Annotated in this window: 17 protein-coding genes; 8 read left to right on the forward strand and 9 right to left on the reverse strand. The window is 72.6% G+C overall.

The annotated features are described in order from the left end of the window. Positions 1-72: 72 nt before the first annotated feature. Together coxB and F8274_RS16130 are read left to right on the forward strand one after the other, a co-directional pair. On the forward strand, positions 73-1,044 hold the full coding sequence (coxB, locus tag F8274_RS16125; RefSeq protein ID WP_151463209.1) for a cytochrome c oxidase subunit II: 972 nt from the start codon (positions 73-75) through the stop codon (positions 1,042-1,044). 10 nt (positions 1,045-1,054) lie between these two features. After that, entirely contained in the window at positions 1,055-1,480 is a 426-nt protein-coding gene (locus F8274_RS16130) for a cytochrome c oxidase subunit 4 (protein ID WP_151463210.1), read from the forward strand. 113 nt (positions 1,481-1,593) lie between these two features. On the opposite strand, the gene F8274_RS16135 is transcribed toward F8274_RS16130, so the two are convergent. The 4 genes from F8274_RS16135 to F8274_RS16150 all read right to left on the reverse strand — a co-directional run bounded on the left by F8274_RS16135 (position 1,594) and on the right by F8274_RS16150 (position 4,519). Then, positions 1,594-1,803, reverse strand: coding sequence for a hypothetical protein (locus tag F8274_RS16135; protein ID WP_151463211.1), 210 nt, complete (start codon positions 1,801-1,803; stop codon positions 1,594-1,596). 115 nt (positions 1,804-1,918) lie between these two features. After that, on the reverse strand, positions 1,919-2,965 hold the full coding sequence (trpD, locus tag F8274_RS16140; protein ID WP_151463212.1) for an anthranilate phosphoribosyltransferase: 1,047 nt from the start codon (positions 2,963-2,965) through the stop codon (positions 1,919-1,921). Between the two features lie 111 nt (positions 2,966-3,076). Further along, positions 3,077-3,475, reverse strand: coding sequence for a hypothetical protein (locus F8274_RS16145; protein WP_151463213.1), 399 nt, complete (start codon positions 3,473-3,475; stop codon positions 3,077-3,079). 90 nt (positions 3,476-3,565) lie between these two features. After that, positions 3,566-4,519 (reverse strand): cytochrome c oxidase assembly protein, encoded by a 954-nt coding sequence (locus F8274_RS16150; RefSeq protein ID WP_151463214.1) that lies wholly within the window; start codon positions 4,517-4,519, stop codon positions 3,566-3,568. A 108-nt stretch (positions 4,520-4,627) separates the two neighbouring features. On the opposite strand from F8274_RS16150, the gene F8274_RS16155 reads away from it, so the two are divergent. From F8274_RS16155 to F8274_RS16175, 5 genes are all read left to right on the forward strand, one after another. Continuing rightward, entirely contained in the window at positions 4,628-5,227 is a 600-nt protein-coding gene (locus F8274_RS16155; RefSeq protein ID WP_151463215.1) for a heme-copper oxidase subunit III, read from the forward strand. A gap of 72 nt (positions 5,228-5,299) precedes the next feature. After that, the gene (locus F8274_RS16160; RefSeq protein ID WP_151463216.1) at positions 5,300-6,136 is read left to right on the forward strand and encodes a cytochrome c; all 837 of its coding nucleotides are present in this window, start codon (positions 5,300-5,302) and stop codon (positions 6,134-6,136) included. A gap of 67 nt (positions 6,137-6,203) precedes the next feature. Continuing rightward, positions 6,204-7,298, forward strand: a complete 1,095-nt coding sequence (locus tag F8274_RS16165; protein ID WP_151463217.1) for a ubiquinol-cytochrome c reductase iron-sulfur subunit — start codon at positions 6,204-6,206, stop codon at positions 7,296-7,298. Then, a complete protein-coding gene (locus F8274_RS16170) occupies positions 7,295-8,926 on the forward strand; it encodes a cytochrome b N-terminal domain-containing protein (RefSeq protein ID WP_151463218.1) in 1,632 nt (543 codons plus the stop codon). The genes F8274_RS16165 and F8274_RS16170 overlap by 4 nt, the downstream gene beginning before the upstream one ends. A gap of 209 nt (positions 8,927-9,135) precedes the next feature. Continuing rightward, positions 9,136-9,810 (forward strand): DUF4142 domain-containing protein, encoded by a 675-nt coding sequence (locus F8274_RS16175; RefSeq protein WP_151463219.1) that lies wholly within the window; start codon positions 9,136-9,138, stop codon positions 9,808-9,810. A gap of 61 nt (positions 9,811-9,871) precedes the next feature. Here F8274_RS16175 and F8274_RS16180 read toward each other — a convergent pair whose 3' ends face one another. From F8274_RS16180 to F8274_RS16200, 5 genes are all read right to left on the reverse strand, one after another. Then, positions 9,872-10,159 carry an Lrp/AsnC family transcriptional regulator gene (locus tag F8274_RS16180; RefSeq protein ID WP_151463220.1) on the reverse strand — a complete coding sequence of 96 codons (288 nt, stop codon included), beginning with the start codon at positions 10,157-10,159 and terminating at the stop codon, positions 9,872-9,874. Between the two features lie 52 nt (positions 10,160-10,211). Further along, the gene (locus tag F8274_RS16185; RefSeq protein ID WP_151463221.1) at positions 10,212-11,093 is read right to left on the reverse strand and encodes a sugar phosphate nucleotidyltransferase; all 882 of its coding nucleotides are present in this window, start codon (positions 11,091-11,093) and stop codon (positions 10,212-10,214) included. Further along, on the reverse strand, positions 11,090-11,629 hold the full coding sequence (locus tag F8274_RS16190) for an NUDIX hydrolase (RefSeq protein ID WP_151463222.1): 540 nt from the start codon (positions 11,627-11,629) through the stop codon (positions 11,090-11,092). The genes F8274_RS16185 and F8274_RS16190 overlap by 4 nt, the downstream gene beginning before the upstream one ends. Before the next feature lie 49 nt (positions 11,630-11,678). Next, positions 11,679-13,469: a bifunctional (p)ppGpp synthetase/guanosine-3',5'-bis(diphosphate) 3'-pyrophosphohydrolase gene (locus tag F8274_RS16195; RefSeq protein WP_151463226.1), complete on the reverse strand. Its 1,791-nt coding sequence runs from the start codon at positions 13,467-13,469 to the stop codon at positions 11,679-11,681. Positions 13,470-13,600: 131 nt separating this feature from the next. Next, a complete protein-coding gene (locus F8274_RS16200; RefSeq protein ID WP_151463223.1) occupies positions 13,601-15,358 on the reverse strand; it encodes a DEDD exonuclease domain-containing protein in 1,758 nt (585 codons plus the stop codon). A gap of 127 nt (positions 15,359-15,485) precedes the next feature. On the opposite strand from F8274_RS16200, the gene F8274_RS16205 reads away from it, so the two are divergent. Then, positions 15,486-16,886: an NYN domain-containing protein gene (locus tag F8274_RS16205; RefSeq protein ID WP_151463224.1), complete on the forward strand. Its 1,401-nt coding sequence runs from the start codon at positions 15,486-15,488 to the stop codon at positions 16,884-16,886. Positions 16,887-17,169: the final 283 nt, after the last annotated feature.

Here is a 17,169-nt window from a genome sequence, read left to right on the forward strand (position 1 = left end):
ACCGTCGGTGACGCCTTTGCCGTCGGTGTCGAGCGAAACAATCACCGCGGCGCGCTAGGGAGGCAGGACCAGGTGGTCGCAAGGAGTTCGGAGGTACGGCCGTCGGCCGTACGGCACAGCGCTTCCTCGGGGGCCGGCGGGAGCCGGCGGCGTGGTGCTGGTCGACTCGCCGGGCTCGGTCTCGGTGGAGCCGCGCTGCTGGTTCTGCTCACCGGCTGTGACGTCGGCAGGACGTTCGGCGGCTTCGGCTGGCCGCAGGGCGGCATCACGCCCGAGTCGCACCGCATGTACGACCTGTGGATCGCGTCCTGCATCGCGGCCCTCGCGGTCGGCGTGTTCGTCTGGGGCCTGATCTTCTGGTGCGTGATCCGCTACCGGAAGCGCGGCAACGCGCTGCCGGTGCAGACCCGCTACAACCTGCCGATGGAGTTCCTCTACACCATCGCGCCGATCCTCGTGGTCTCCGTGCTCTTCTACTACACCGCGGTGGTGCAGACCGACGTGGTGAAGGAGTCGAGGAACCCCGACGTCACCGTCGAGGTCGTCGCCTTCAAGTGGAACTGGCAGTTCAACTACCGCGACGGCCAGGGCCGCGACGCCAACACGGTCGCCTCGGTGCTCGGCACCAGCGAGGTCATCCCGGTGCTGGTCCTGCCGAGCGGCAAGTCGATCCGGTTCGAGGAGCAGAGCCGCGACGTCGTCCACTCCTTCTGGGTGCCGGAGCTGCTGTTCAAGCGCGACGTCATGCCGGGCAGCATCCGCAACACCTTCGAGGTCTCCAGCCTCGACCAGGAGGGCCATTTCGTCGGCCGCTGCGCCGAGCTGTGCGGCAGCTACCACGCCTTCATGAACTTCGAGCTGCGGGTCGTCTCGCCGGAGAAGTACGACCAGTTCCTGGCGGCCAAGAAGGCCGGCAAGTCGACCCAGGAAGCGCTCCAGGCGATCGGCGAAGACCCGTACGCCACCGAAACCCAGCCGTTCAAGACGCGGCGCACCACGGCCAACTTCAACCCGTCCGATGCGACGGCCGGCGCGGGAAGCTGAGGGGTCCGGCATGAAGACCGAGTGGAAGATCTTCCTCATCATCGCGACGTTCCTCTTCGGCGCGACGATCCTCTACGGCGCCTGGACGTACGGCGACGGCGGCCGGGTCGAGTGGGTCGGCACCGTGGCGCTGCTGCTGTCCTTCCTGCTCTGCTCGATGTGCGGCGGCTTCTTCTGGTTCGTCTCGCGCCGCATCGACCTGCGTCCGGAGGACCGGGCGGACGGCGAGATCGCCGACGGCGCGGGCGAGATCGGCTTCTTCAGCCCGGGCAGCTACTGGCCGTTCGGCCTGGCCCTGGCCGCCGCGATCGCCGGTCTCGGCCTGGTCTTCTGGCAGTTCTGGCTGATCGGGGTGGGCATGGTGGCGGTCGTCTTCGGCGCCTGCGGCCTGCTCTTCGAGTACTACTCCGGCACCCGCCGCACCGCCGAGCACTGACCGAATCGTCAGCGGAAGGCCCGCGCCCCCTCGGGGGCCGCGGGCCTTCCGCTTTTCCGCCCTTCGCTGTCCCGCCCGCGGCGAGGCGGCGGGCGCCCGGGTGCGGGGCCGGGTCAGGCGGCGCGGCGGTGCGGCCGGCGGGTGGTGCCGCGGCGGTTGCCCACGCGCGGGGCGCGGAAGGCGAACGTGGCGATGAGCACGGCCGCTCCGCAGCCCGTGCAGATCAGCTCGGGGCAGTCGGCGCCGTGCCCGTCGACGCAGGGTGGCGCCTCGAACAGCACGACGCCCTCGCAGCTGTCGCAGGGGAGTTCGCGGTCCGACACGGGCGTCTCCTCTCGGTCCGGTGCCCGCCGAGCGGCGGCGCCATCGGCGGAAAACGGAAATTACTCCCGTGTAGTTTGGCACGCCGGTCCGACAGAACCCGGACGGCGCCGGGGCTCAGAGCGTGCCGGCGACCTGGAGCCAGCGCTCCAGGGCGCCCGCGGCCGCGCCCGAGTCGACCGACTCGGTCGCCCGGACCAGGCCGGCGCGCAGCGCCTCGTGCAGGTCGCCGTCGAGCGGGCCCTGGGTGGCCAGCGCGACCGCGGCGTTCACCAGTACCGCGTCGCGGACCGGGCCGGTCTCGCCGGCCAGCAGCCGCCGGACGACGCCGGCGTTGTACGCCGCGTCACCGCCCCTCAGGTCGGCCAGGGTGGCCCTGGCTACCCCGAGCTCCGTCGCGTCCAGCAGCGCCTCCCTGACGGCGCCCTGCTGGGCCACCCAGACGCGGGTCGGCGCGCCGGTGCTGAACTCGTCCAGCCCGTCCTCGCCGCGCATCACGACCACCGAGTCGCCCCGGGCGGCGAAGACGGCCGCCATCACCGGCGCCATGCGCGGGTCGAAGCAGCCCACGGCCCCGGCCCGGGGGCGGGCCGGGTTGGTCAGCGGGCCGAGGAAGTTGAACGCGGTGGGCACGCCGATCTCGCGGCGGACCGGGCCGGTGTGGCGCATCCCGGGGTGGAACCGGGCGGCGAAGCAGAAGCCGATGCCGGCCTCGGTCACGCAGCGCGCCACCTGCTCCGGGTCGAGGTCCAGCGGGACGCCCAGGTACTCCAGCACGTCGGCGGTGCCGCACGAGGAGGAGGCGGCCCGGTTGCCGTGCTTGACCACGCGGACACCGGCCCCGGCGACCACCAGCGCGGCCATCGTGGAGATGTTCACCGTGTGGGCCAGGTCGCCGCCGGTGCCCACCACGTCCAGCGCGCCGGCCCGGACCTCCTCGGGCAGCGCGACCGGGACCGCCCGGGTCAGCATCGCCTCGACGAGGCCGCCCAGCTCGGCGGGCGTCTCACCCTTGGTGCGCAGGGCCACGGCGAAGCCGGCGATCTGGGCCGGCGTGGCCGAGCCGGCCATGATCTCGCCCATCGCCCAGGCGGTGTCGGCGGTGGAGAGCTCCTCGCCGCGCAGCAGCGCGTTGAGCAGAAGCGGCCAGGTCCGTTCGCCCATGGCGGGCCTCCCGAGCGGGCGTGAGAGCGGGTGTGGCGTCCGGTCGCCGTGGCGCCGGGATGACGGCGCCGGGTCCCGGCGCGCGCCGGGCTGGAGCCGTCGCAGGGCGGCTCAGGCCGCGGCGGGGGTGCGCCGCAGCAGCTCGGCGACGGTGGTGCCGGCGGTCACCGGGTCGAGCGGGTGGGTCAGCGTCGCGTCGACCTGGGCGTACGCGGCCAGCCAGCGGTCGGCGGCGCGGGCCAGCACCACGCAGGTCGGCGGGGCGTCGTCCCGGTCGTCCTTGATCTGGCGGGCGATGCCGAGGCCGCCGCCGGGGCTCGCCTCGCCGTCGAGCAGCAGCAGGTCGATCTCGTAGTCGTCGACCAGCCGCACGCAACCGGCGTAGTCGGCGGCCTCGACGAACTCGATCTCCAGCCCGGGGGCGGGCCGGGTGCCGACGGCGAGTCGCATCCGGTCCCGGACCTTCGGGTCGTCGCTGTAGAGCAGGACGGTGCAAAGACGATCGCTCATCGTGACGTGACTCCCACCTCGTAGCTGCCCGCTGATCGTAGCGGGCGTCACATCCGGGCGATCGCCCCGCCCTGGCGTACCGGTGCGTGGTCAGGCGCTCGTCTGCGCGGCGCGTTCGCGCGCCTCCTGGCGGTCCAGCTCGCGGTCCAGCCGGCGGGCCTCGCGCTCGGACTGCTTGATCCACTGGACGACCAGCACGGCCAGCATGGTGACGCTGACGAACTCGCCGCCGGCCCACAGCACGCCGCCGGCGACCACCTGGTCGTTCCACGGGTCGGACCAGCTCAGGTGCAGCGACGGGTACCAGTCGCCGCCGAGCAGGGTGGTGCTCTGCATGATGGTGAGGCCGAGCACGGTGTGGAACGGCACGGAGAGCAGCATGAGCAGCGCCCGCGCCGGGTACGGCCAGCGTCCGGGCAGCGGGTCCAGGCCGAGCAGCGGCCAGAAGAACACGCAGCCGGTCATGATGAAGTGCGCGTGCACGAGTTCGTGCGCCCATTCGTGCCGGAGGGTGATCTCGTAGAGGCCCGTGAAGTAGAGGGCGAACGGGTTCACCACGAAGATGGCGAACGCCACCAGCGGGAAGCTGTAGACCCGGGCGACCCGGCTGTGCACGATCGCCAGGAGGCGCTTGCGCGGGCGCACCGGCAGGGTGCGCAGGGCGAGCGTCACCGGGGCGCCGAGCGCCAGGAAGATCGGCGCGATCATGGACAGCACCATGTGCTGGATCATGTGCACCGACAGCAGCGCGGTGTCGTAGGCGCCCAGCCCGCTGACCGTGACCGCGGCGATGCCGCCGAGGCCCGGGAAGAGGAAACTGACGGTACGCACCACCGGCCAGCGGTCGCCGCGCAGCCGCAGCCGGTACACCCCGTAGAGGTAGAGACCGGCGGCGAGCACGAGGCCGAGGGTGAGCCAGCTGTCCAGCCGGGTCTCGGTCAGGACCCGGGCCACGGTGAACGGCGGCGGGACGGCCTCGCCCCCCGCCGCGAGTGTCGCCGGGCCCACCGAGGTGGCGGCGAAGATCGGATCGACGTGCAGCACGCTTTTCAGGGTAGGTCAGGCGAAGCGGACGACCCCTATCGGGCCACTGATGGCACAGGTTTGCCACCCCGCTGATCGTCGGTCCCGGTCAAGGGCAATAATGACCGCGTGACTGCGGCCCCAGCCATTGACAAGAGCCGGATCCACTCTCTGACGCGGCCCAACATGGTCAGCGTCGGGACGATCGTGTGGCTCTCCAGCGAACTCATGTTCTTCGCGGCGCTGTTCGCGATGTACTTCTCGATCCGCGCGGCGGCGCCGGAGCAGTGGGAGAAGCACACCGAGATCCTCAACATCCCCTACGCGACCACCTTCACGGTGATCCTGGTGTTGTCCTCGGTGACCTGCCAGCTCGGTGTCTTCGCGGCCGAGAAGGGTGACGTCCACGCCCTCCGCCGGTGGTTCACGATCACCTTCGTGATGGGCCTGATCTTCGTGCTCGGCCAGGCGAACGAGTACCGCAACCTGGTGCACGAGGGCGTCAAGATCAACGAAGACGGTTACGGGTCGATGTTCTACCTGACGACCGGCTTCCACGGCCTGCACGTGACCGGCGGTCTCGTCGCGTTCATCATCTTCATGATCCGCACCACCATGGGCCGGTTCACCCCGGCGCAGGCGACCTCGGCGATCGTCGTGTCCTACTACTGGCACTTCGTCGACGTCGTGTGGATCGGGCTCTACGCCATGATCTACTGGCTCCAGTGATCTTGGCGCGTCACGTATCGCGCCGCTGCTCCGTCCCCTGAGACAAGGTCCAACCGGTTAAGGACACAGGTCATGACTTCTGACAACGACCGCCGACGCGGTCTGCTCGCGCGCCTGCGCGGGCGGCCCGTAGCGCGCAGCAGGGGCCGCCGCCGGCTGGGTGCCGCGGTCCGGCTGGCCGCCGCGCTGATGCTGGCCGGCGGCGCCTACACCGTCTTCGCCCCCGGTGTGCAGGCCCAGGACAACCCGCCCCTGACCGCCGCCGCCAACGAGGGCAAGGCGCTGTTCGACGTGAGCTGTGTGACCTGTCACGGTCGCAACGCGCAGGGCGTCGAGGGACGTGGTCCGAGCCTGATCGGCGTCGGGTCGGCCTCGGTCGAGTTCCAGGTCAGCAGCGGTCGGATGCCGATGGCCCGGCAGGAGGCGCAGGCCCTGCGCAAGCCCCCGCAGTTCACCGACGAGCAGGTGCGCCAGCTCGGCCAGTACATCCAGGAGCTCGGCGGCGGCCCGCAGGTGCCGCAGGGCAACAACCTGCACGAGAACGCGGACATGGCCGCCGGTGGCGAGCTGTTCCGGATCAACTGCTCGCAGTGCCACGCGTTCGGTGGCGGCGGCGGCGCCCTCTCCTCGGGCAAGTACGCGCCGAGCCTGCGCCCGGCCAGCGACCGGCAGATCTACGCCGCAATGCTGAGCGGCCCGCAGAACATGCCGGTGTTCGGCGACAACCAGATCACTCCGGAGCAGAAGGCGGACATCATCGCCTACATCCAGGAGACCCTGAAGCACAACCAGGACCAGGGCGGCTTCAACCTGGGCCGCTACGGCCCGTCGACCGAGGGTCTCGCGATCTTCCTGGTCGGCATCGTCGCGCTGGTCTTCGCGAGCCTGTGGATTGCGGGCAAGTCGTGACCGGGCGGATGATTCGTTTCAGTGCTGTGACGCCGGCCCCCGGCGCCACCCGTAGCGAGGTGACGGCATGAGCACCCACACCGAGCACCAGGCCCAGCGCGGCCCGGAGCCGCTCGACGTGAACGACCCCCGGCTCTCCCGGTTCGAGATCGTCGAGGAGGGCGCGCGGCGGGACGACATCGAGATCGTCCACTACGAGCCCCAGGTCGTCCCGGGCAGCAAGGCGGAGCGCCGGGTGACCCGCACGGTCGCCGCGATGTTCCTGCTGACCGGCCTGGCCGCCACCGCGTTCCTGATCATCTACATCTGGTGGCCCTGGAAGTGGGAGGCCGGTCGCGGCGGCGACAAGTACTACACCCCGCTGCTCGGCGTGACCCTGGGCATCGCCCTCCTCGGCATCGGCTTCGGCATCCTCACCTGGGGCAAGAAGCTGCTGCCGAAGGAGGTCTCGATCCAGGACCGGCACGACCAGCCGGGCTCCCCGGAGGATCGCAAGATCACCGGCGAGACCATGCTCTACATGGCCGACGAGCTGGGGGTGAAGCGCCGGCCGTTGCTCGGCGTCTCGCTGCTCGCCGGCCTGCTGCCGGTCGGCGCGGTCGTCGCGGCGCCGCTGGTCGGCGGCCTGATCTCCAACCCGCACAAGAACCGCCAGATGTTCACCACCGGGTTCGCGGGGGCCAGTCGTGGCGAGCGGATCCGCCTGATCCGCGAGGACGGCCGGCCGATCCGCCCGTCGGACGTCAGCGTCGGTGGCCAGATCACCGTGTTCCCGGGCATCGAGGGCGGCGTGAGCAACAAGCACGCCGACTCGCCGACCCTGCTGATCCACCTGCGCGAGGACGACGCGCAGAAGTCCCGGGAGGCCAACGCGCGGCCGGAGATCGGCCACGCCGGCTACATGTGGGGCAACTACGTGGCGTTCTCCAAGATCTGCACCCACGCGGGCTGCCCGGCCAGCCTCTACGAGCAGCAGACCAACCGGCTGCTCTGCCCCTGCCACCAGTCGCAGTTCCTCATCACCGACAACGCCACGCCGATCTTCGGCCCGGCGAACCGGCGGCTGCCGCAGCTGCCGATCGAGGTGGACGAGGAGGGCTTCTTCGTGGCGAAGTCCGACTACACCGAAGCTATCGGTCCCGACTTCTGGGAGCGGCCATGAAGCGCCGAAAGTTCGATCCGGCCGCTCTGCCGGCCAAGACCGCCGGGGCGGTGGACGACCGCTTTCAGGTGGCCACCCCGCTCCGCAAGCTGCTGAACAAGGTCTTCCCCGACCACTGGTCCTTCCTGCTGGGCGAGATCGCGCTGTTCTCGTTCGTCGTCCTGCTGCTGACCGGTGTGTTCCTGACCTTCTTCTACGAGCCGGCGATGACCGAGGTGGTCTACGACGGCAGCTACGCCCCGCTGCGGGGCACCCCCATGTCGGCCGCGTACGCCTCCAGCCTGGACCTGTCGTTCGACGTCCGGGGCGGCCTGATCATGCGGCAGATGCACCACTGGGCGGCGCTGCTGTTCATGGCCGCGATCGTGGTGCACATGCTCCGGGTCTTCTTCACCGGCGCGTTCCGCAAGCCGCGTGAGACGAACTGGATCATCGGTTCGCTGCTGTTCTGGGTCGGCTTCCTGGCCGGCTTCACCGGCTACTCGCTGCCGGACGACGGCCTCTCCGGCACCGGCCTGCGGATCGCCTCCGCGATCATGCTGTCGATCCCGGTGATCGGCTCCTGGGTCACCTCGTCGGTCTTCGGCGGGGAGTTCCCGGGCACCATCATCATCAGCCGCTTCTTCATCGCCCACGTGCTGCTCATCCCGGGCCTGCTGGTGGCGCTGATCAGCGTCCACCTGGGCCTGGTCTTCAAGCAGAAGCACACCCAGTGGCCCGGCCCCGGCCGGACCAACGAGAACGTGGTCGGCGAGCGGATGTTCCCGCGCTACGCGCTCAAGCAGGGCGGCTTCTTCATGGTCGTCTTCGGCGTGATCGCGCTGATGGGTGGCCTCTTCCAGATCAACCCGATCTGGTACTTCGGCCCGTACGAGGCGTGGGTGGTCTCGGCCGCCAGCCAGCCCGACTGGTACGTCATGTTCCTCGACGGCTCGACCCGTCTCATGCCGGCGTGGGCGATCAGCATCCCCATCGGTGAGGGCTACGTCATCCCGCCGCTGTTCTGGCCGACGGTGGTGCTGCCGGGCATCCTCGTGATGATCTCGCTGTTCTATCCGTTCCTGGAGGCCCGGCACCTCAAGGACCGCAAGCACCACAACCTGCTCCAGCGGCCCCGGGACACTCCGGCCCGGACCGCGGCCGGCGCCATGGCGGTGGGCTTCTTCCTGGTCCTGACGCTGTCCGGCGCCAACGACGTCATCGCCGACAAGTTCCACATCAGCTTGAACGCGATGACCTGGGCCGGCCGGATCGGCCTGCTGGTGGTTCCTCCGCTCGCCTACTACCTCACCTACCGGCTTTGCCTGGGTCTCCAGCAGCACGACCGGGAGGTGCTGGCCCACGGCGTGGAGACCGGCATCATCAAGCGGCTGCCCGACGGCCGGTTCATGGAGGTCCACCAGCCGCTCACGCCGACCGACGGGCACGACGGGCACGGCCCGGCGCTGGACTACGTCGGCTGGGTGGTCCCGAAGAAGATGAACCGGCTCGGCGCCCTCGGCCCGGCCATCCGGGGCTTCTTCTACCCGATCGAGAAGCCGGCCGAGGCGCCGGTCTCGCCGGGACACCCGCCGGTCGAGGCCCGACCGGAGCGGGAGGAGATCGGCAGCGGCGAGAGCCGCCGCTGACCCACCCGGCTACGACTGACCGTGGCGCCCGCCGGATCACCGGCGGGCGCCACGGCCGTTTCCGGCCCTGCCGTCCCCTTCCCGCCGCGGGACGCCGGTCGGCCCCGTCCCGGTGTCCCGCCACCCCCCGACACGGACGGGTGGAATCGCAGGAATAACCCCGGTCAGCCGGGTATCCGTGCGGTCCAACGTCTCAAGGGGGGGAAAGCATGTTGGGAATCAAACGCCTGGGCCTGCTGGCCGCGCTGGTGCTCGTGGGACTGGCACCGGCCGCCGCGGCCCAGGCCGCGGCGCAACCGTCGACGCAGGACACGCAGTACCTGCAGGCGGTGCACCAGGTGAACCTGTTCGAGATCACCGCGGGTAACCTGGCGCAGCAGAAGGGCCAGAACCAGCAGGTCAAGGACCTGGGCAAGATGTTCGTGACGGACCACACCCAGCTGGACCAGACGGTGCAGTCCACCGCCCAGCAGCTCAACGTCCAGCTGCCGGCCGACCCGACCGCCGACCAGCAGAAGGTCCTCGACCGGCTGAACAACCTCAACGGCGCCGAGTTCGACAAGGCGTGGGTGACCGCCCAGTTGGCCGGCCACGTCCAGGCCATCCAGGCCACCCAGACCGAGATCTCGCAGGGTTCCGAGCAGTCGGTGGTCCAGCTCGCCCAGGACGCCCTGCCGATCCTCCAGGCGCACTACGACGAACTGGTGGCCCTCGCCCAGACCCTGGGCGTCCCGGTCCCGCAGACCAGCGCCAGCGGCACGCCCAGCCCGGGCGGCACCACGTCGCCGGCGCCGGGCGGCACCGAGTCGCCGGCTCCGGGCGGCACCGGCACCGAGGAGCCCGCTCCGGGCACCACGGAGACCCCGGCGCCCGGCCAGAGCTGACGCGTACGGCCCACGGTGGCCGGTCCGCCCCACGGGGGCGGGCCGGCCACCGGCGTGCGGGTCAGTCGGCGTTGGCCAGCCCGATCGCGAACGCCTCCTCCAGGTCGTGCTGGGAGTAGGCGCGGAACGCGATGTGGGACTCGGTGTTGAGCACGCCCGGCACCTTGGAAATGCGGCCGGCGATGACCTGGGCGATCTGCTCGAACTCGCGAACCCGGACCATGGCGATCAGGTCGACGTGCCCGGCCACCGAGTAGACCTCGCTGACGCCGGGCAGGTTGGCCAGCGTCTCGGCCACCTCGGGAATGGAGTCGGTGGCGCAGTCGATCAGCACGATCGCGGTGATCACGGGACAATTCTCCGTTCGTCGACGTCGAGGCCCATGCTAAGGGCTGGGCGGGTCACCGGGCCGCCGGGACGGTCAGGTCGGCACCCGCCCGGATCGCCCCGCTCAGGTGTTCCCCCGCGGCGACCGTCGCGCCGGGCCACACGACCGAGCGGTCCACCACGCCCTGCACCACCGCGCCCGCGCCGACCACCGAGCGGGTCACCCGCCCGCCGACCGTGGCGGACGGGTCGACCAGGCCGCCGGGGCCGGCCGCGTGCAGGTTGGCCGCCAGGTAGTCGGCCGGGGTGCCGGTGTCGTAGAAGGTGCCCCGGTAGGGGACCACGGTGAGCGCGCCGGCCGCCTCCGCCGGCCGCCAGACCGCCCGGACCAGGTCGCCGAAGGTCGGCGGCAGCTCCCGGACCAGCCGCCACGGCAGCAGCGAGAACCCCACGAACCGGTGGCCGCCGAAGGTGCCGGGGGCCGCCGGGTCGTCGGCCGGCTGGCCGAGCAGGCGTACGCTCCGCCCGTTCCAGCCGTCCAGCAGCGCCGCCACGTCCGGCCCCGGCGGGGCGGCCGGGTCGGCCAGGTACGCGTCGGCGTTGCCGACCAGCACCCCCCGCCCGGCGATCCAGTCCCGCAGGTTGCCCAGCCCGCCCGCGGTGCCGAGGGGGTCGCCCGGCTCGACCGACAGGTGCGCCCGGTCGCCCACGTGGGCCACGACCTGCCCGCCCAGGTAGCAGGCGTTCACCGCGACCCGGTCCGGCCCGGTGAGGCCCAGCCCGGCCAGCCGGTCCAGCGCCCGGTCGAGCAGCGGCACGTTGCCGACCGGGCAGAGCGCCTTGGGCAGGTGCGCGGTGAGCGGGCGCAGCCGGGTTCCCTCACCGGCGGCGAGCACGACCGCGCAGACGTCGACGGCGGCCCGCCAGCCGGGCCCGGCAGCGCCGGGGGTGGTCACGCGGCGGGTGGCGCCGCCGGCGGGACCTCGCCCGCGCGCGGGCCGATCCCGTAGTACCGGAGCAGGTTGGCGGTGGCCCGGCTCAGCCGGGGCAGCTCGTCCAGCGGGTGCCAGGCGGCCTCGAAGACCTCGGCGCCGTCCACCGTCAACTCGGTGCTGGAGGCCGGCACCTCCGTCTCGAAGACGACGTCCACCCAGCCCTTGGCGTGCACCACGGCGTTCGGCACGGCCGGGCGCAGCCGCTCGGGGGCCAGCCGGATGCCGGACTCCTCGTGCAGCTCGCGGGCCGCGCCGACCACCGGCGCCTCGCCGCGTTGCAGCAGCCCGGCCGGGAGGGTCCAACTGTGGCCCGGTGGCTGGCGCAGCAGCAGGATCCGCCCCGCCCCGCCGGCCTCGGAGTCCCGGACCAGGGTGACCGCGCCGACGATGTACTTCGGCACGGCGAGCCGGACCAGCCGGCGCCGCAGCGGGACCGGGAGCCGGTAGAAAATCTGGTAGCCGAGGGCCCGTCCGGTGGCACGCGCGCGGGGGATCATGCCTGTAAGGCTAGTGGCCGGGCGGCCCCGGCGGATGAGCGGCGCTCGGCTACTGCCGGTGGTCGACCAGATCGATCAGCTGCCGGACCACCGTGTCGGGCTCCACGGTGCGGTCGAAGACCGCCACCAGCAGGGTCTCCAGGTCGGGGTAGCCCAGTTCCTCGGAGAGCCGCAGCAGCGGGAGGTCGCTGGCCAGGCCCCGGTCGTGCTTGCGCAGCGCCAGGCCGATGGTGGCCCGGCCGAGGCGGACCTTGTCGGCGATCGAGATGCCCGGCTCGGTGTGCTCGGCGAACCAGCGGTTGATCTGCATCTGCGCGTGCGGGGACTTGACGAAGCCCAGCCACTCCCGGCGCGGCCCGCGCGGCGCCACGTCGACCTCGAAGCCGCTCTCCGCGTCGCTCTCGGTGAAGATCTCCACCACGTCGCCCTCCTCCAGTTCGGAGGAGAGCGGGGCCAGCCGGCCGTTGATCCGCGCGGCGAGGCAGTGGTCGCCTCGCTCGGTGCCCAACTCGTAGGCGAGGTCGACCGGGGTGGCCCCGGCCGGCAGCACGACCTGCCGGCCGTCGGCGACCACCTGGATCTGCGCCTCGGCCAGGTCGCAGCGCAGGGACTCCATGAACTGGGTGGGATCGACCGTCTCCTGCTCCCAGTCGAGCACCCGGCGCAGCCAGGCCAGCTCGTCCGTCCGCTCCTCGGCCCGGCCGGCGGCGCGGGGGAAGCGGTAGTGGGCGGCCACGCCGTATTCCGCGGAGTGGTGCATCTCCTCGGTGCGGATCAGCACCTCGACGGTCCGGTCCTGCGGACCGCAGACGCTGGTGTGCAGGGACCGGTAGAGGTTGTTCTTCGGGGAGGCGATGAAGTCCTTGAAGCGCCCTGGCACCGGCCGCCACAGCCCGTGCACCGCGCCGAGCGCGGCGTAGCAGTCGGTGGCCGGGCCGTCGACCACGATGGCGATGCGGGGCAGGTCGTAGGGCGCGGTGTGCTCGCCGGCCACCGTGTCCTTCCAGATCGAGTAGAGGTGCCGGGGGCGGGGGCCGACCTCGGCGTCCACCCGGCTGCGGCGCAGGGCCACCCGGGTCTTCGCGACCACGTCGTCGAGGTAGGCGTCCCAGCCCGGCCGGTCGTGCACGAACCGGGCGATCCGCGCGTGCTCCTCCGGCTGCAGGTGCAGCAGCACCACGTCGTCCAGCTCGCGTTTGAGGGTCTGGATGCCCAGCCGGTCGCAGAGCGGGACGAGCACCTCCTGGGTCTTGCGGGCGATCCGCTCCCGGGAGGCGGCCGAGCGGACCCCGAGGGTGCGCATGTTGTGCAGCCGGTCGGCCAGCTTGATGATCAGCACCCGGACGTCCTTGCCGGCGGCCACGATCATCTTGCGGACGGTCTCCGCCTCGGCGGCCTTGCCGTAGAACGCCTTGTCGAACTTGGTCACCCCGTCGACCAGGTGGGCCACCTGGCGGCCGAAGTCCTCGTGCAGGGCCTGGAGGGTGTAGCGGGTGTCCTCCACGGTGTCGTGCAGCAGCGCGGCGACCAGGGTGGTGGTGTCCATGCCGAGGTCCGCGCAGATCTGGGCGACCGCGAGCGGATGGGTGATGTAGGGCTCGCCGCTCTTGCGGAACTGACCGCGGTGCATGTTCTCGGCGATCGTGTAGGCCCGCCGCAGCACCGACGCGTCGGCGCTGGGATGGATGCCGCGATGGGCGCGGACCAGCGCGGTGACCGGGTCGTTGTCGGTGGTGGGCCAGGTGAGCAGGGAGCGCAGGCGCCGGGAGAGCGGCAGGTCGCCGGGCTGGGTCGGAAGGGCGCCGCCCAGGGCGGCGCCGTGTCCGGCGTCGACGTCCACCTGGGACACCTCCTCACCCCGGCCCCCGGATGCGCCGGGGGGCCGGCGACCGGGAGCAGGCCCGCGAATCGGGCAGGACTGCACTTCTCCAACAGCCTAAGGGAGTTGACGTAGTCCGATCGGACACTTGGTCATGAGCGTTCGGTCGAGAGTTGGTGGGATGTGCCGTTCTCCGCCTTGGTCAGCAGGTCGCGGAACCGGCCCGCGCCGGCGATCGGCGAGGCCCAGCCGGCCGACGTCTCGACCAACCGGGTCTCCGGTCGCTCCAACCAGGACAGGATGCGCTCGGTCTCCTCCGCGGTGGCCGCCGGCACCGGGCCGTGCCCGGGCAGGACCGTCTCGGCGGTGGCCCGGATCGCGGTGATGGTCGGTCGCGGGTGGACACCCGGCGGTGACACCCCGGCGCCGGCCAGCCGGCCGTGACGCACCAGGGCGAGCTCCCAGCCGCCCCGGGCGGCCGGCCGGGCGGCGGCCAGCTCGGCGATGCCGGTCAGCGCGGCCAGGCGCTGCATCCGGACCGCCGCGCGTAGCACCGCGGCGAGCCGGCTGCGCACCACCGCGGCCTCCTCGTAGCGCTGGGCGGCGGAGAGCACCTCGATCCGGGCCAGCAGGGCGTCCACCACCACCTGCGGGTCGTCCCGGGTGGCGGTGCGGAACGGGACGGCGGCGCGGAGGTCGTACTCCTCGGGGGTGATCCGGTGCTCGCAGGGCGCCGGGCAGCGACCCAGCTCGGCCAGCGCGCAGGCCGGCATGGTGGTGCGCCGGGACAGCCGGTGGGTGCACTGGCGCAGCGGCACCGCGTCGTGGAACCCGGCGGCGGCCAGCTCGGCCGCCTGCTTGGAGCGGAACGGGCCGAGGTAGGCCGAGTCGGTGGGGGCGAGGGCGCGCACGATCGACAACCGCGGGTACGCCTCGTCGGTCAGCTTCAGCCAGACCTGGCGCTCCGGGTACTTCGACCGCCGGTTGTACGGCGGCGCGTGCGCGGCGATCAGCCGCAGCTCGCGCACCTCGGCCTCCAGCGAGTGGGCGCACTCGACCGCCTCGACCCGCTCGGCGGCGGCCAGCATCTCCGAGATCCGGGCCCGCTTCTCGGCGGCCGTGAAGTAGCTGCGCACCCGGGTGGCGATGTCGCCGGAGGTGCCGACGTAGAGCGGCCGGTCGTCGGCGGCCCGGAAGATGTAGACGCCGGGCACCTTCGGCAGCCCCTCGGCGAGGTGCCGCTTCCGGCGCTGCGTCGGGGTGACCGCCCGGGCGAACTCGATGGCCTCGCCGATGGTGTCGACCCGGTGCCCGCCGAGCCGGCCGATCAGCCCGTGCAGCACGTCGACGGTGGCCTTGGCGTCGTCCAGCGCCCGGTGGGTGGGCTGGGTGGCGGTGCGGAAGTAGGCCGCCAGGGTGCCCAGCTTGCGGTTGGGCACCTCGTCGCGGGTGAGCACCCGGCGGGCCAGCGCGGCGGTGTCCAGCACCCGGGGGTTGGGCCAGCGGTAGCCGTGCTTCGCGCAGGCGGCCTTGAGGAAGCCCACGTCGTAGGGGGCGTTGTGGGCGACCAGGACGGCGTCGGAGACGAACTCCAGGAAGCTCGGCAGCACCTGCTCGATCGGCGGCGCGGGCAGCAGCATGGCCTGGGTGATCCCGGTCAGCACGGTGATGAACGGCGGGATCGGCACCCCCGGGTTGACCAGGGTGGCCAGCACGGCCAGCTCCTCGCCGCCACGCACCTTCACGGCGCCGATCTCGGTGATCCCGCCGCCGTCCGGCGCGCCGCCGGTGGTCTCCAGGTCGACCACCACGAAGGTGGTCGCGTAGAGCGGCAGCGCGAGGTCGACACCCGTGCCCGCCACCCGGTCCAGGCCGGCCAGGGCCTCCTGGACGTAGTCCGCTCGCGTCACCCGCGGCACGCTAGCGGCGGGGTCCGACACTCCCGTCCCGGCAGCCCCACGGGTTACCACGGCGGTAGGATGAGAGATCGGCTCACTCACCCGGCGGTGAGCCCGTTCGGGGTGGGAGACTTGCCACATGCCCCTCACCGAGCCGCACGACGACCACTCCTCCGCGGAGGAGTCGGTGGTCGGCGCGCACGACGCCGGTGAGGCCCCCTCCGCGCCGCCCGAGCCGGAGCCCACCCTGCCCGAGCCGGTCCGGCAGCGGATCGTGGCGCTCACCGCCGCGGTGCTGCCCGGGCTGGCCGCCGACGAGGTGCCGGTGCCGCTGCGCCGGGTGGCCAAGTTCGCTCCCAACCGGCGCGCCCGGCTCGGCGCCCCGGCCATCGCCGCCCAGCTCACCGCCGACCCGCTGTTCCGGCAGCGGGTCACCGCCCGGGTGCTCGCCGACGCCGGCGACCTGGGCACGGCCGTGGTGGAGGGGACCGCCCCGGCGGCGGCCGACCCGGTCGAGGTGGCCGCCCTGGCCTACCTGTCCCGGCCCCGGGGCTGGCGGGAGCTGATCGAGGCCAGCGGCGCCGCCGTGCGCGCCGAGGCGGACAGCGCGGTGGTCGCCGAGCTGGTCCGCGAGGCCGAGCAGCGGGCCACCCGCGCCGAGCACGACCGGGCGGTGGCCCGGGTCGAGGCGGAGAAGCTCCGCGACGAGCTCGCCCGGGTCCGCGAGGAGCTGGGTCAGCTCCGCGAGGAGGCCCGGCAGCTCACCCGTACTCTCCGGGAGACCCAGGCCCGGGAGCGCAAGGCCACCGAGACGCTGGCCACCGAGCGCGGCCGGGCCGCCCGCGCGGCCGCCGACGCGGACGCCGAGCTGCGCCGGGCCCGGGCCCGGCTGGCCGAGGCGGAGGCCGCGGCCGGGGTGGCCCGGGTCAGCGCCAAGGAGGCCCGCTCGGTCGACGAGGCCAGGCTGTGGCTGCTGCTGGAGACGATCGGGCAGGCCGCCGTCGGGCTCCGGCGCGAGCTCGCCCTGGACCCGGTGGAGAAGCTGCCCGCCGACTTCGTGGCCGACGCGTTCGCCGACCAGCCCGGTGCCGCGCCGGCCGGGGCCGCCACCCGGGCCCGGGACACCGACGACCCGGCCCGTCTCGACCAGTTGCTCGCCCTGCCCAGGGCGCACCTCGTCGTGGACGGCTACAACGTGACCAAGCGCGGCTTCGGCGAGATGTCGCTGGAGCAGCAGCGCAAGCGGCTGATCACCGGGCTGGGCGGGATCGCCGCGCAGACCGGGGACGAGGTCACGGTGGTCTTCGACGGCGCCGAACGGATCCACGGGCTGCCGCCCGCGCCGCGCGGGGTGCGGGTGCTCTTCTCCCGCAAGGGGGAGACGGCGGACGAGCTGATCCGCCGGCTGGTCCGCGCCGAGCCGGCCGGGCGGCCGGTGGTGGTGGTCTCCTCCGACCGCGAGGTCGCCGACGGGGTACGCCGGCACGGCGCCTACCCGCTCGGCGCCGACTCGCTGCTGCGGCGGCTCGCCCGGTCCTGACGCCGATGATCGGTTTCGGGGTGGGTGCTGCCTCGTTGTCCGGTTCTGTCACACCCCCGACCTAGCCTCGTGGTGACCGACGGTGGTGGGCTCCTCTCCTGTCCGCCACCGGCGACGCGTCAGGAGGCGTTGATGCTCATCGACTGCGACACCTGCGGGATCCGGGGCGCCGGGTGCTCCGGCTGCCTGGTGACCGCGCTGCTCGACACCGGTGCCGCGGCGGCCGACCTGGGCCCCGCCGAGCACCGGGCGATCGAGGTGTTCGCCCGGGCCGGCTTCGAGG

The sequence above is a fragment of the Micromonospora sp. AMSO31t genome, from assembly GCF_008868175.1.
Taxonomy (GTDB): Bacteria; Actinomycetota; Actinomycetes; order Mycobacteriales; family Micromonosporaceae; genus Micromonospora.

Excerpts from the sequence above, each read along its gene's own strand:
- F8274_RS16205 (WP_151463224.1), top strand. The coding sequence starts at position 15,486 with ATGCCCCTCACCGAGCCGCACGACGACCACTCCTCCGCGGAGGAGTCG.
- F8274_RS16145 (WP_151463213.1), bottom strand. The coding sequence starts at position 3,475 with ATGAGCGATCGTCTTTGCACCGTCCTGCTCTACAGCGACGACCCGAAG.
- F8274_RS16165 (WP_151463217.1), top strand. The coding sequence starts at position 6,204 with ATGAGCACCCACACCGAGCACCAGGCCCAGCGCGGCCCGGAGCCGCTC.
- F8274_RS16175 (WP_151463219.1), top strand. The coding sequence starts at position 9,136 with ATGTTGGGAATCAAACGCCTGGGCCTGCTGGCCGCGCTGGTGCTCGTG.
- F8274_RS16170 (WP_151463218.1), top strand. The coding sequence starts at position 7,295 with ATGAAGCGCCGAAAGTTCGATCCGGCCGCTCTGCCGGCCAAGACCGCC.
- trpD (WP_151463212.1), bottom strand. The coding sequence starts at position 2,965 with ATGGGCGAACGGACCTGGCCGCTTCTGCTCAACGCGCTGCTGCGCGGC.
- F8274_RS16130 (WP_151463210.1), top strand. The coding sequence starts at position 1,055 with ATGAAGACCGAGTGGAAGATCTTCCTCATCATCGCGACGTTCCTCTTC.
- F8274_RS16190 (WP_151463222.1), bottom strand. The coding sequence starts at position 11,629 with ATGATCCCCCGCGCGCGTGCCACCGGACGGGCCCTCGGCTACCAGATT.
- F8274_RS16160 (WP_151463216.1), top strand. The coding sequence starts at position 5,300 with ATGACTTCTGACAACGACCGCCGACGCGGTCTGCTCGCGCGCCTGCGC.